The 14435-nt window shown below is 62.2% G+C and carries 13 protein-coding genes; 10 read left to right on the plus strand and 3 right to left on the minus strand.

Annotated elements, in window-relative coordinates; all coding sequences use genetic code 11:
• The 3 genes from O2807_03915 to O2807_03925 form a co-directional block, all read right to left on the minus strand.
• The coding region (locus O2807_03915) for a hypothetical protein (protein ID MDA0999651.1) at window positions 1–926 on the minus strand (926 nt) is incomplete at its 3' end.
• Window positions 927–960: 34 nt separating this feature from the next.
• The gene (locus O2807_03920; protein ID MDA0999652.1) at window positions 961–1770 is read right to left on the minus strand and encodes a methyltransferase domain-containing protein; all 810 of its coding nucleotides are present in this window, start codon (window positions 1768–1770) and stop codon (window positions 961–963) included.
• Window positions 1767–2654 carry an MBL fold metallo-hydrolase gene (locus O2807_03925; protein MDA0999653.1) on the minus strand — a complete coding sequence of 296 codons (888 nt, stop codon included), beginning with the start codon at window positions 2652–2654 and terminating at the stop codon, window positions 1767–1769. The genes O2807_03920 and O2807_03925 overlap by 4 nt, the downstream gene beginning before the upstream one ends.
• 606 nt (window positions 2655–3260) lie before the next feature.
• Between O2807_03925 and O2807_03930 the strand changes: the two genes are divergently transcribed.
• The 10 genes from O2807_03930 to O2807_03975 form a co-directional block, all read left to right on the plus strand.
• Entirely contained in the window at window positions 3261–3446 is a 186-nt protein-coding gene (locus O2807_03930) for a hypothetical protein (protein ID MDA0999654.1), read from the plus strand.
• Between the two features lie 288 nt (window positions 3447–3734).
• The gene (locus tag O2807_03935) at window positions 3735–4154 is read left to right on the plus strand and encodes an EamA family transporter (protein ID MDA0999655.1); all 420 of its coding nucleotides are present in this window, start codon (window positions 3735–3737) and stop codon (window positions 4152–4154) included.
• 17 nt (window positions 4155–4171) lie between these two features.
• Window positions 4172–6331, plus strand: coding sequence for a hydantoinase/oxoprolinase family protein (locus tag O2807_03940; protein MDA0999656.1), 2160 nt, complete (start codon window positions 4172–4174; stop codon window positions 6329–6331).
• On the plus strand, window positions 6328–8070 hold the full coding sequence (locus tag O2807_03945) for a hydantoinase B/oxoprolinase family protein (protein ID MDA0999657.1): 1743 nt from the start codon (window positions 6328–6330) through the stop codon (window positions 8068–8070). Before O2807_03940 ends, O2807_03945 begins: the two co-directional genes overlap by 4 nt.
• A gap of 116 nt (window positions 8071–8186) precedes the next feature.
• Window positions 8187–8819 carry a hypothetical protein gene (locus tag O2807_03950; protein MDA0999658.1) on the plus strand — a complete coding sequence of 211 codons (633 nt, stop codon included), beginning with the start codon at window positions 8187–8189 and terminating at the stop codon, window positions 8817–8819.
• 127 nt (window positions 8820–8946) lie between these two features.
• A complete protein-coding gene (gap, locus tag O2807_03955) occupies window positions 8947–9951 on the plus strand; it encodes a type I glyceraldehyde-3-phosphate dehydrogenase (protein ID MDA0999659.1) in 1005 nt (334 codons plus the stop codon).
• A gap of 28 nt (window positions 9952–9979) precedes the next feature.
• Window positions 9980–11203, plus strand: a complete 1224-nt coding sequence (locus O2807_03960) for a phosphoglycerate kinase (protein MDA0999660.1) — start codon at window positions 9980–9982, stop codon at window positions 11201–11203.
• A gap of 28 nt (window positions 11204–11231) precedes the next feature.
• Window positions 11232–12011, plus strand: a complete 780-nt coding sequence (tpiA, locus tag O2807_03965) for a triose-phosphate isomerase (protein ID MDA0999661.1) — start codon at window positions 11232–11234, stop codon at window positions 12009–12011.
• An 18-nt stretch (window positions 12012–12029) separates the two neighbouring features.
• Window positions 12030–12368, plus strand: coding sequence for a preprotein translocase subunit SecG (secG, locus tag O2807_03970; protein MDA0999662.1), 339 nt, complete (start codon window positions 12030–12032; stop codon window positions 12366–12368).
• 37 nt (window positions 12369–12405) lie between these two features.
• A partial coding sequence (locus O2807_03975) for an ABC transporter substrate-binding protein (GenBank protein ID MDA0999663.1) occupies window positions 12406–14435 on the plus strand: 2030 nt, incomplete at its 3' end.

The following is a 14435-nucleotide window of genomic DNA, read 5'->3' on the forward strand; positions in this document are numbered from 1 at the left end:
GCCATGTTGGGCCGGCCCCCGAAGTAGCGCTGGTTGGTGTGGTGCTGGCTCTCGGGCGCTTCGGTGAAAAGAACGGTCTGCCCCTGCCCTTCCTTGCAGTAGCTCTCATGAATCAGCTGAACGATCAGCTCGCCGAGGCCCGAGAGCGCCTTGGCGTAAATCGGCAGAAATAGCTCGGTATAGCCCGCAAGCTCCGCCCGCCACAGAGCGAGCGCCAGCGCCTTGGCCATGTTCTTGCCGGAGGGCACATCGGGCGAGAGGAGTGGGTGGACCTCGGAGAAGGCCGCATCCACCGCACGGGCCAGCGACGCATCTCCCGCGGCGAGGGGGAGAAGGGCATTGTTCTGCCCCGCCGTGTACCTCCCGCCGACCGCTTCGGGATGGGGAAAGGTCTCCAGGCCCTTTTCATGAATCAGGGCCGCGAGCTTGCTCTCCCCCGGACTGAGGACGGCGAGGGCGGGATAGCCCCGCTCCAGAAGAAGCCGGGTCTCCTGGACCACGTTTTCCGTGTTTCCGGACTTGCTCACCGGAACCAGGAGCGTGTTCGCGGGATGAAACCGGCCCGCCCCCGGCAAAAGCTCCCCGAAAAGACCGCTCGGGTCCGTCCCGTCGAGAAGATGCAGCTGCCGGGGCGCGCCGCCTTCCGCGAGCGCCCGGTAGAGCGCCCATACGTTGCGGATGGAGCCGCCGTTGCCGATGACGACGATGTGGTCCCTTTCCTCCGCGAGCGGCAATTTTTTTTCGATGCCGGCGAGGTCGGGCCGCTCCCGGGCGAACGCCGGTGCGGGATTCCCCCCCTGGTAGCCGGAGATGGCCGCACCCAAGGCAGCGGGATCGTTCATCCGGGCGGCGCCCTGGGCAAAGGACTTCGGGCCGCGCCCCTGAAGCGCGGCGTCCCAGCCTTGGGTATAAAGGTGCAGCGTCATGGTCTTTCCATCTCCGCCCTGAAATATTTCTTCGTCACGTCCGCGCCAAAAAAATATAGCTCTCAAAGGGTACCTCGAGTCCCCCCGAACCTGCATACGCCGCCAGGGACGCCGCGACATCCTTCATAAAAGCCTCCCGCCCCTCCGGTTTCAACTCCGCAATGGCACGGCCCAGCGCCGGGCCGCCCGCCGCGACGGCCTCGACAAACGCGCCCGCCGAAGGAAAACGGGAAGCGCGGGAGATCGTCTCCAGCGAAATTTCACGGAACCCGGCTCCCTCTAATAGCGAGCAGATCACGGCCGGGTCCGTCAGCGAAAGCGAGACGGGGGTCGGCGCGGCGGGGTTGATGTGCCGCAGCTGGGCCGCGTGGAGTGCCTCAAAGCCGGGATTGTTCTCGAATCCGCTCCACACGCTCGCGGCGAATCTTCCCCCCGGGCGGAGCACCCGGCGGATTTCGCGCAGGCCCGCTACCCGATCCGGGAGAAATTGAAAACCCTGCTGGCAGAGCGCTGCGTCGAATTCCCCATCCCCGAAGGGCATGGCCTGGGCGTCTCCCAGCTCCCAATCCACCGGCAGGGGGGTGTTTCTCTTCGCAACCTCGAGCATCCCCGGGTCCAGATCGAGGCCAACCACCCGGCCTGCATCACCGACCCGCTCCGCCGCGATCCGGGAAACCACCCCCGTGCCGCAGGCCACATCGAGCACCGCCTCGCCCGGCTGGAGCCCGGCCTTCTCCACCAATACCCCCGTCCAGGGCCCGAAGATGGCCGGGACCAGAAACTCCTGATAGGCCTCCGCCCGCCGGGTGTCGATCTCCGGGCTGGTTCCATCCTGGGACGTCACCCGCTCCCTCCCGCTCCCCGCTCCTCCAGCGGCTCGCACTCAAGATGGGCCTGGAAGCTCCGCAGCACGATGGGGATCAGACCCGCCTCGGGAAGCCCCAGCGCGGCGAACACGCGTTTTCCGATCGCCAGGATATTTTCTTCTTCTCCCATCTCCTCCACCGCCTCCCGGACCAGCCGATCGATGCGGCGGAGATACGCCTCTCCCGCATCAATATGCGCGGCGACCTCAGGGCCCTTCGATACTTTTCGGCTCATGGCGGAAAGAAGGAGATTCGCGCCGCGAACCTGCCGGAGCTTCTCCAGGCTCTCGAGGGTGAGCGGCACATTTTCGTAGATGGGCAGGGTGTCCGGCTCGGGCAAAACGTCTCCGCAAATGAGGGCGCCGTCGCCCGGGACAAAAAGCGAAAGGCTCCCGGAGGAGTGCCCCGGCGTGTGGAGTGTCTCCAGCGAGACCCCGCCGCCGAGGTCCAAAACATCTTCCTCCCCGAGCAGCTTCCCGATCTTCACCGGGCCCGACATTTTCTGGCGCATGTTCCCGGCGGGGCGGATCTGGTTCTGAAGGTCCAGGTCTTCAATCAGCGGCCGGGCGAACGGATGGGCGCAAAAACGGGGAGCGGCCCGCTCGGCGATGACGCCGTTCCCGCCGATGTGGTCGAAATGGGAGTGGGTGTTGACCACCCAGGCGATGTCCTCCGGCTTCCGGCCGATGGATTCGACACAGGCGAAAATTTCGGGCACCGATTGCGCCACCCCCGTATCCACAACGGCGAGGCGCTCCCCTTCAATGACGTAAGAGGTCACAAAGCGGGGGATTTTGCCTCCGCCGGGCGGTTCAATCTCAAATTCGAGCCACAAGGTGTGGACGTGCGGAGATACGCGCATTGCGGATCCACTCTCCAGTTACACGAAGCAAACACTCTCATCCCTGAAGTCCAGATGAGACCATACAATGAATCGCTCTTGCGGAAAATTGGCAATTTCACGCAAAAAACGCTCAAATCAGACATCACACTAAAAAAAAAATCAGATTCTGACCACAGGATCTATTTCCACTTTTTCCCTTATCCGGGTCTTCGCATCAAATCTTGCAAGAGAAGCAACAGGCTCTGCCGCAAGAGAGGAAGAACAAAAAAAATAACGATTACTCCCATTCTTATTGCATTATTCGGGACACCGCCCCGTCAAAACACTTTCATCAAAGGTGGAAACGAACTCCTTTCACCCGTTTTGTATACACCGAAGCAGGAACGATCCGGCTTTTATCTCTGCTTGCAGCGCCTGAGAGGGGTGAAAATAAATCTTGACCTTTCATTCCCCAATGTCATAAATTTCCTATTGCAAATGTTTTTTCCGCCCTCAATGTTCAAATCATTTTTATTTCATCCATAGGAACGGCTGACAGGAACGACAACACGTCGCTTGCTCCACCTGGAAGACTCGCGTCTCGCTTGGCGCAACCTATATCCGCCCCGCAGGGAGATCGCTGGAATGGCAGCTGCCAAGAAAGCAAAGCGTAAAGCTACAAAGAAGAAGGCCACAAAGAGGAAAGCTACAAAGAAGAAGGCTACAAAGAAGAAGGCTACAAAGAAGAAGGCTACAAAGAAGAAGGCCACAAAGAAGAAAGCCACAAAGAAGAAAGCTACCAAGCGCAAAGCCAAAAGAAAGAAAAAGTAGCAAGATCAAGCTTTTTCGAGAGCAAGCGGCTTGACGAGGGGCTCCGCCGGAAGGCGGGGCCCCTTTGTTTTGGGCCAATTTTCGGGGAAAAATGCCCTTCGGCCTGCCATTTGCCTGATATTCCTTGACCTTTTCAGATTCACCGGCACTGGGGTATAAAGGCGCCCTGCACATGGAGCGATACTCCCCGGCTTTCCGGTGGAGGCGCCCGATCTCGATAACGTGGATATGGACAGGAAAAACGCTCGGCACAAGGAAATCCACGTTTTTAACAGGGGGGACAGGCTCTTGGATTCGAAAACCCTTATCTATACGGCACTCTCCATCCTGAGCTTCGGCTTTTGGGGAATGCTGATGCAGCTGGGTCAAAAGCGCCTCGGCCCTATGCCCCATCTCGTTGCGATGGGCATCTCCATCGCCGCCCTCGTGGCCCTCGGCCTCATCTCCCGCCAGGTTTCCCTCCCGCCGCTGAAGCCGGCGCTGTGGATATCGGTGGGCGCGACGGTGGCGACCATGGCGGCCCTGGTGTTTTTCACATTCGCACTGGCGCGCGCAGAGGGAAATACGACGGCCGTCGTCGCCCTGACTGCCCTCTACCCCGGCGTCACCGCCCTTCTTTCTGTCTTTTTCCTGGGCGAGTCCTTCTCCTTGGCCAAGGGCGCTGGCCTCGTCCTCGCTCTGGGCGCGGCGATTTTGTTCACGCTTTAGGTGCGGATGGGATGGGGATGACGCCAAAACGCGGGTTTCGCATCGGCATTGATACGGGGGGCACATTCACCGACGTGGTCGGGGTGCGCGCCGATACCGGGCAGATTTACACCACCAAAACCCCCACGACCCCGGGGGATTTCAGCCAAGGCCTCATCCAGGGCATCCAAAAACTTCTGGCGGAGGCCAAGATCCGGCCCCGCGAGGTGACCGGCGTCTTCCACGGGACCACCGTCGCCACCAATGCGATTCTTGAGCGGAAATTCGAGAATCTGGGTCTTGTGGTCACCGGCGGATTCCGCCACCTGCTCGAAATCGGGCGCGTCAGCAGGATGGTGGACCCGCAAAACGGCGGCCACTATGCCGCCAACCTTCTTCGGCCCCTTCCCGGGGCGCTCGTTCCGCCCGAGCGCATCCGGGAAGTGTCCGAGCGCGTCTCCAGCACGGGGGAGATTCTCACCCCCCTCCCCGAGGAAGAAGCCCGCGATGCGGCGCGCTGGTTTCGGGATGCGGGCATCGGCGCCGTGGGCTTTTGTCTCCTCCACGCCTATGCGAACTCCACCCACGAGGAGATGATCCGCGCGGCGTTCGAGAAGGAATTCCCCGAATGCTTCGTCAGCATCTCAAGCGAAGTCATCCCCGAGCCGGGGGAGTACGAACGGGCCGTGACCACACTGCTGGACGCCTGCATCAAACCCCCTATCAAGGCATACATGGACCGGAGCGCCGGCCGGATCGAGGAGTCCCTCGGGGAGGTTCCCTTCCTGGTCATGAAGAGCAACGGCGGCGTTTCCACCGCGCGCGAAGTCGCCCGAAAACCGATCACCACGGTGCTCTCGGGCCCGGCGGCGGGCGCCCTCTCGGCCGCCTATCTGGGCACTCTCTCCGGCCACCGGGAACTCATCACCCTCGATGGGGGCGGCACCTCCACCGACATTGCGGTCGTGGAAAACGGTCAGGCCAAGCGCGCCAGCCGGCACCATCTCGATGAATTCGTACTCCGCCTCCCCATGATCGATGTCGTCACCATCGGCACCGGCGGCGGATCGATCGCCTGGCAAAGCCCTGAGGGAAGGCTCCGGGTCGGCCCGCGGAGCGCGGGCGCCGAACCGGGACCCATCTGCTACGGCCGCGGCGGCGAGGAGCCGACGGTCACCGATGCGAATCTGGTGCTGGCCCGTAGCCCGCTTCAGCTCGCGGGCGGCGAAGTGACGCTGAACAAGGCGCTCGCCATGCGGGCCATGCGGCAACTGAGCCAGCCCTTCGGAATGGACCCGCTCGAAATGGCGGCGGGCGTCATCGAGATCGCCGCCTGGAATCAGGTACACGCCGTCCGGCGGGCCACCATCCAGCGGGGCATCTCGCCGAGCGATTTCGCCCTGATGGCGTTCGGCGGCTCGGGCCCCCTGACGGCGGGTCTTGTGGCCGAACTCCTGGGAATGGATACGGTGATCGTTCCGCCGTTCGCGGGCATGACCAGCGCCTTCGGCCTGGAGGTGGTGGACCTCGTGAACGACTACGCGATGCCGCACCTTCAGCGGGAGGATGCGCTGGATATCGGGAAGCTGGCGGATGCCTTCCAATACCTTGAAAACAAAGCAGATACCGGACTCAGCACCGAGGGGATCCCGCCCCACCGGCGTGCCCTCCGGCGGACGGCGGAGCTCCGCTACCAGGGCGAGGCGCACGAGATCGAGGTGGACGTCCCCTCGGGCTACATGGCGCCCGCCTCCGTCGCGACTCTCTTCAATCGCTTCCATCAGCTCTACCAGCAGCGAAACACCTACAACCACGCCAGCAGCCGGCCGGTCGAGATCGTCACGCTGCGCGTCACCGGAATCGGGTTCACCAATCCGCCGAATCTTCCCCTCCTCGAGGTCGGCAAGGAAAGCCCAGAGGATGCCTATAAGGGCGCGCGGCTGGTCTGGTTCCGCGAGACGAACGGCTTCTTCGATACCCCGGTCTACTACCGGGAGCGCCTCAAGGAGGGAAACTACATCCCCGGCCCCGCCATCGTTGAAAGCCTGGGGAGCACGACCGTCATCTTCCCCCGACAGGAAGGGCGCGTGGACCGCTTCGGCAATCTCGTGATGCAGTTCCGCGCCGAGATGAAAGAACAAAAAGAGCGCGCGGGCCGGCCCACCGGCTGGCACGGCGTGGGAGCGACCTGGCAATGAACGTGAACCCCATCGTCAGCGAAATCGTCTCGGGCGCGCTCCGGGCCCTGGAGGAGGAGATCGAGGATTTCCTCTCCCGCGTCTGGCGCAGCCCCGCCCTCCGGGACAGCCGGGATTTCTCCGTCACCCTGACCGACCGCTTCGGCCGTGCCGTCACCGGAAGAACCTTGGGGGCCAGCCCCGGCCCCGTGCTGGAGCGCTTCCCGCCCGAGAAAATGGCGCCGGGGGAGGTTTTTCTCTTCAACGACCCCTATCTCTCCCCGCCGGGATTCGGGGAGGCTGCCGAGCTGTGTCTCGCCCGTCCCTTGTTCGATGGCGATCAAATTGTCGCTTTTCTCCAGATCAGGGCCCGGCACGATGATCTGGGCAGCGCCCGCCCTGGCGGGGAAACCACTCAGGCACTCGAGGTGTTCCACGAGGGAATCCTGATCCCCCCCGTGCGCATCGCGCAGAACGGCGCACTCTCCGAGGATGTCCTGACGGTGCTCGCCCGGAACAGCCGGCTTCCCGACACGCTCGCCGACGACATCTCGGCCCAGCTCGGCGCTCTGCGGATCGGAGCCCTGCGGCTGCGCGAGCTGGTCGGCCGCTACGGCGGGGATAACCTCACGGCCTGCTTCGCGGATCTGCTGCGCGAGTCGGAGGTGGCGTTCCAAAAAGAGGTGATCGCGCGCATTCCCGAGGGGCGGCGCTGGGAGGCGGAGTCCACCATCGAGACAGACGGAATCTCCGGGCCGCATGTGCTGCGCCTGGCCCTCTCACGCGAGGGGGAGCGCCTTCGCGTGGATCTGACGGGGGCAGGTCCACAGGCCAAGGGGCCGATCAACTGCCCGTTGCAGGGGGAGGGCCGCCTGTATTTCGCCAGACTCATTGCCCCCCTTTTGCTCCAGCTCGCCGAAACACCCGAGCGCCGCTCGGGAATCGCACTCAACGACGGCGTTTGCCGCACGATCGAAATCATGCTCCCGGAGCCGGGAACGATCCTCACCCCGCACTTTCCCGCCCCGACGGGCCTGCGGGCACTGACGTTGAGCAGTCTTCTTTCGGCCTTCGAGAAGGCGCTCTTTGAGGCGACCTCGGGAAAGGTTCCGGCGGGATTCGACAACTTCCGGACCTGGAGCCTCAGGGGGCGCCGCAGAGGGAGCGGATACCTCTTTTTCCGCGAATCCCTCGGAGCGGGCCTGGGAGCGGGTCCGGGCGGAGATGGGACATCGGCCGCCCCGCCCCTGGGCCGGAGCGGCGCGATGCCCGTCGAGTTCGCCGAAGCGCGCTACCCCATCCGGATTGAGGCCATCGGCCTCGTGCCGGACTCGGGCGGTGCCGGGACCTTCCGCGGCGGACTCGGGCTTCACTACCGCTACCAACTGTATGTGGAGGGGGAGATTTCGAGCGTCGCGGGCGCGTCCGCCGAGGGGCCCTTCGGCGGCGGCGGCGGCACCCCCGGCGCCCCCTTCCGGGCGCGTCTCGGGCCCGATGAAGGGGCATTCCACGAAATCGGAGGCGTCTCCTCGGAGCATTTTATCCAGGAAGGGGATATTCTCGATATCGAAACACCCGGCGGCGGCGGCTGGGGCCCGCCCTCTGAAAGGGCGCCCGAGGCGGTCCTCCTGGATGTACAAAGAGGATATGTGAACCCGGAAATGGCCCGGAAAGTCTATCGTGTCGCCCTCAAGAAAGAAGCCGGTGGATGGCAGCTGGACGCCAAGGGGACGGAGCGCCTCCGCCGGGGAAAGAAATAAGACCTCCGGCTCCCGATCGGTTCCCGCCCTTTTCTTGCCCCCTGCGATAGTGGATAGTATCGGGAAACCCCTTTGGGGGGTGTCTGAAAAATTACCCAAAATCCGGAGGAGCCCAAATGCGACCCCGCGCGTTCAACATCTTTGTCATTGTTCTTCTCCTTCTGGCGGCCGGATGCGCCGCAAAAGTGAGGGATGTATCGATCCAACTCCTCTATACGCCGGACAAGGACGTATCCGGCGTCCGCTCTCCCGTCAAAACGGTCGCGCTGGGCATCCTCATCGATAGCCGGAGCGAGCGTGCCGGCGGACCCGTGGGAGAAAGAAATCGCATCGGCGGCGGGATCGATCGCTACTCCACCAAGGGAGATTTGCCCTCGCACATTTCAAACGTCATCAAGGGCTACTACACGAAAAGGAACGTGCGGGTCCTCGACTCGAGATGGGACGGCACGCCCGCCCAACTCTGGGACCAGAAAGGGGAGATCGTCCTCTCCGGCCGAATTCACAAGATGTGGTTCACCTCCAAGGACACGGTCGCCTACGTGGACGCCCGCAACGTGTTTTGGATTGAAATCATTGCCGGATCGCCCACCAGCGGAACCATCATCAAGAAGCGGATTCAGCTGGAGCCGAAAAGAACCAGCTCCGTGTTTTGGAACGAAAAGGATGTAGAGGCCTGGCTCAGTCGGACTGTGTCGGATGCCATCGAGCGCGTATTGCCCGATCTGGAAAGGCGCCTCGCCGGATGATTGACGCCCGGAAAAGCAGACTATAAATTGGTTTTATCGGCCTTTCCTTATACCGATCCAGAAATTGCGTTGCGGCTGGCCCTGTTTCTTTCGTGATCTTCAATCCCAAACGGAGGATGTACCGGCGATGGCGATTAAAGTGGGAATCAACGGATTTGGACGCATCGGTCGGAACCTGCTTCGGGCTGGCATCGACGATCCCGCGATTGAATTCGTGGCCGTCAACGATATCACCGACCCGAATACACTCGCCCATCTTCTGAAATACGACTCGGTGCACGGGCGCTTTGACGGGGAGGTCAAGGTCGGCGAAGGCGAGATCATCGTCAACGGCAAGAGCATCAAGGTGCTCTCCGAGCGCGACCCGGCCAAGCTGCCCTGGGGCGCCCTGGGCGTCCAGATTGCGGTCGAGAGCACCGGCCTCTTCACCAAGCGCGCGGACGCCGAAAAGCATCTGACCGCGGGCGCGAAGAAAGTGATCATCTCGGCCCCGGCGACGGACGAGGACATCACCATGGTCCTCGGCGTCAACGACGATAAATACGACCCCATCCGGCACAACATCATCTCGAACGCGAGCTGCACGACAAACTGCCTGGCGCCCGTGGCCAAGGTGCTTCACGAAAAATTCGGCATCAAATCCGGCCTGATGACGACGACCCATGCCTATACGAACGATCAGAAGATTCTGGACCTGCCCCACAAAGACCTTCGGCGCGCCCGGGCGGCGGCCATCAACATGATTCCCACCACGACGGGGGCCGCCAAGGCGGTCGGGCTGGTTTTGCCCGAACTCAAGGGCAAACTCGACGGAATGGCGATCCGGGTCCCCACCCAGGATGTTTCGGTGGTCGATCTGGTGGCCGATCTGGAAAAGGACGCCACGGCGGAAGATGTGAACGCCGCGCTCAAAGCGGCGGCAGAGGGTCCGCTCAAGGGGATCCTGGCCTATACGGATGAGCCGCTGGTCTCGACCGATTTTCTCGGAGATCCTTCCTCCTCGATCGTGGACGGCCTCTCCACCAAGGTGCTTGGAAAGCGGATGGTCAAAGTCCTCGCATGGTACGACAACGAATGGGGCTTTTCCTGCCGAATGGTTGATTTGATCAAGAAAATCGGGGCTCGTCTCTAAGGACGCGCGAAAAGGACGGAGAACAGCCATGGCGGGTTTGACGAGTACCATCGAGGACGGCACACCCAAGCTGGGCATCGAGGACATTAATGTCTCGGGCAAAAAAGTGTTTCTTCGGGTTGATTTCAACGTCCCCCTGGACAGTCAGCTGAAAATCACCGATGACACCCGGATCCGGTCCGCCCTTGCGACGATCAACTATCTCCTCGATGAGGACGCCCGGGTCATCATCGCCGCCCACCTGGGGAGGCCCAAGGGAAAGCCCGATCCGAAATTCTCCCTGGCGCCGGCCGCCAAGCGGCTCAGCCGCCTCCTCGATAAAGAGTGCCCCATCGCCCCCGACTGCGTGGGCCCGAAAGTCCAGGCGATGGTGGACAAGATGGAGTCCGGCACGGTTCTCGTCCTCGAAAATCTGCGTTTTCACCCGGAAGAAGAGGAAAACGACCCTGGCTTTGCGAAACAGCTCGCCGCGCTTGCCGATGTGTACGTGAGCGATGCCTTCGGCAACGCCCACCGGGAGCACGCCTCGATGTCGGCCATCACGAAATTTCTTCAGCCGGCGGCCGCGGGCTTTTTGATGCTCAAGGAAGTGAATTACCTGAGCCGGGCGGTGAACAACCCCATGCGGCCGGTCGTGGCCATCCTCGGCGGCGCCAAGGCCAGCACCAAGATCGGCATCGTCGAAAAGCTTTTGACCCGCATGGACAAAATTGTTATCGGCGGCGGAATGGCGGGCACTTTTCACCGCGCCCTGGGCTACGAGATGGGGCACAGCCTGGTCGAGGAAAATCTGATCGACACGGCCAGAAACATCATGAAAAAAGCACAGGAACTCTGCGTGAAGTTCTATCTGCCCTGCGATTATGTCGTGGCCGACAAGTTCGAAGCCTCGGCGGAGACGAAAGTGGTACCCGCCCAGGAAGTGCCCGCCGAATGGTATGCCCTTGATATCGGACCCGCGAGCGCCATGCTTTTTTCCGAAGTGATCCAGGGCGCCAAGACCATCATCTGGAACGGCCCGATGGGGGTCTTTGAAGTGGATGCCTTCAGCCGCGGCACCTACGCCATCGTCAACCATGTGGCCAACTCCTATGCCCTGACCATCGTGGGCGGCGGCGACACGGATGTGGCGGTGCACGCGGCGGGAGAGTCCCAGCGAATCTCCTACATCAGCACAGGCGGCGGAGCCTTCCTCGAGCTGCTTGAGGGGAAGGAACTCCCCGGAATCGCTTCCCTGACCGACAAAACCTAGTCCGCATTCACCGGGAGGCAAAGAGCAGATGAGCGCACGCCGGATTCTTGTGGCCGGAAACTGGAAGATGAACATGCTGCTCGGCGAGGGGAGCGCCCTGGCAAGCGCCATCGCCGGGGGACTTCCCCAGCAACGGCGGACAGAGGTCGTTCTTGCCCCTCCCTACCTCGCCCTGCCCGCCGTTTCGGCGGCCCTTGGAGGCGCTCCCATCGGCGTCGCGGGCCAGGACTGCTCGCCCGAGGGCGGCGGCGCCTTCACGGGCGAGGTCAGCGTAGCGATGTTGAAGGACGCGGGCGCTACCCACGTCATCCTCGGCCACAGCGAGCGCCGCGAACTGATGGGAGAGGGAAACGCTCTCGTCGCCCAAAAAGCGGCGGCGGTCCACGCCGGCGGCTTGGTGCCCATCGTCTGCCTGGGCGAGCCGCTCTCCACCCGGATGGCGGGGCAAACGCTCGCACGCATCGGCCTTCAACTCGAGCAGTGCCTCTTTTCCGCCTTCCGGGAGGCGCCCGCCGGGCTGGTCCTCGCCTACGAACCCGTCTGGGCCATCGGGACGGGCGTGACGGCCACCCCGGATCAGGCCCAGGAGGTGCACCGCTACATCCGCGGCCGCCTCGGCGAGGGATTCGGGGTGGACTGGGCGTCAGAAACCCGCATCCTTTACGGGGGCAGCGTAAAGCCCGATAATGCCGCCGAGTTGTTCGCCAAGCCCGACATTGACGGCGGCCTGATCGGCGGGGCCAGCCTCAAGAGCGGGGATTTCCTCGCCATCGTCCAAGCCGCCGAAAACATATCTCAAAAGGCCTGATACGCTGAAAGGATAAGCATGTCTTCGCTCCTCACCGTCATTCATGTTTTGGCTGCCATATCCCTGATTCTCGTCGTACTGCTCCAGACCGGAAAAGGCGCCGGGATGGGCGCGGCCTTCGGCGGCTCCAGTGACACCTTCTTCGGCTCGCGCGGTCCCACCAGCTTCCTCAGCAAGCTGACCACCGGCGCGGCCATCTGCTTCATGCTCACATCGTTGCTGCTCACCTATGTGTCCTCCCGGAGCGCGACCATATCAATCGTTCCCGCCGCTCCCCTCCGCCAGGGAGCCAGCACACCGGCCGCCCCGAAACCCGGCCCGGCCCCTGAGAAGAAGCCGGCCAAATCCACCCCATAGGAACCGCCCCGGACCCCATGCACAGGAGAATCTAGCGTTGCTCATCAAACGGATTCTTCTGCTGCTTCCACTTCTGATCATCGCCTTTCTTTTCCAGTCCTATTTTTGGGTCCCCACCTTCCGCGATCAGGCCAAGGGCAGCAGCAAGAGACTCCGCCAATACATCCAGGGCACCATCGGAGATGCCCAAATCCTCAACCCCGCCCTTTACTCTGACGCCTCGAGCGGCACGATCGTCAATCTCGTGTTCGAGGGGCTGATCGACAGGGACAAGGATCTCAAATTCCGCGGAAGGCTCGCCAAATCCTGGGAGATTTACGAAGAAGCCTACTTCGTTCCCCGGCCCGGCAGCACCACGGCAGAGGCGGTGTTCCTTCAAATCGAGCGGGCCCACTACCAGGGGAAAGCGGCCTGGCTGAAAAATATCAAGGAGATCGAAATCGCAGGGCCCCGGGAAGAGAAGCAGAGCGTCACGCTCCCGCCCCTCAAAAAGGGGGGTCCGCCCCGGCGCTTCACCTTCACGATCGCCTATCCGAAACGGATCAAGTTCACCCTGAAAAAAGTGGACCAGGACCTCTTCCCGCGGCTGAAAAAACTCATCGGAGATGACAAGTTCGCCGACGACCCCCGCCCCTACATCCGCGGGGAGCTGCCGGCCCCCGCGCTTCAAGCCGCGCTCGGCCGCGTGAACCTGACCGAGCACAATCCCGTGATCATCTTTCATCTCCGGGAGGGCGTCCGCTTTCACGACGGGCGCGAGTTCGATTCGGGCGATGTCCGCTTCACCTACAATTCCATCATGGATGGGAGGAACATCTCGCCCCGCATCCCCGACTACGAGCCGGTGAAGTATCTGGAGACCCCCGACCTCTATACCGTGAAAGTCGTCTACAAACGCCTCTACTCGCCCGCTTTCGGCACCTGGGGGATGGGCATTCTCCCCGAGCATCTGCTCAACAAAAATGCGCTCGCCGTCGAGGCCCGCCGCCGGGGTCTCGACCCCGGCAAATTCACCCTGCGTGACAGCGAATTCAACCGGAATCCGGTGGGCACCGGCCCGTTCGTGTTCCGGGAGTGGCGCTCGGACGAAATGATTCGCCTGGTCCGCAACTCCAGCTACTGGGAAGGACCGCCCGAGTATGAGGAGTACATCTTCCGCATCATCCCCGACGCCCTCACCCAGGAGATGGCCTTTTACGCCGGAACCCTCGACAGCTACGGCGCCGGGACCCATCAGGTGGAGCGCCTCCGAAAGGACACGCGCTTTCAGGTTTTCTCGGGCCTCTCCTTCGGCTTCACCTACATCGGCTACAACATGCGGCGGAAGCCCTTTGACGATGTGCGCGTGCGCCGTGCCCTCAGCATGGCCATCGACACCAACCAGATCCACAAATACATCCTGAACGGGGAGGCCGAGGACATCACCGGCCCATTCGTCAAGCAAAGCGACCACTACAACAAAAGCGTCGCCCCCCTGCCCCACGACCCGAAGGGCGCCATCCGCCTGCTGAACCGCGCGGGATGGAAAAAAGTAAAGGGGCGAATGAAAAAGGACGGAAAGCCGCTCCAGTTCACCCTCCTCACCAACCACGGGAACGAGCAGCGCAAGGCCATCGCCATCGTCGTTCAGGACGCATGGAAAAAAATCGGCGTGGAGGTGCGGATAGACACCGTCGAATGGGCGGTGTTCATCAAAAAATACATCCATGGCCTGAACTTCGACTCAGTTATTCTTGGGTGGAGCCTTGGCCTCGATCCCGATCTGTACCAAATATGGCACTCGAGCCAGACGAACCCCGGCCAGCTCAATTTCGTCGGCTACCAAAACATCGAGGCCGACCGCCTCATCGTGAAGATCCGCCAAGAGTACGATCTGAAGAAACAGATCCGCTACGCCCACGCGCTCCACGAAATCATCTACCGCGATCAGCCCTATACCTTCTTGTACATCACAAAATGGACGGCGCTCCTCGACCGGAAAATCGTCATCCGCGAAAAGGGCCCCGGCGGCAAATACATCAACACCCGAATCGAGCCGACCCGGACGGGGAACTACACCTTTGACTT

Source organism: bacterium (assembly GCA_027622355.1).
Classification (GTDB): domain Bacteria; phylum UBA8248; class UBA8248; order UBA8248; family UBA8248; genus JAQBZT01.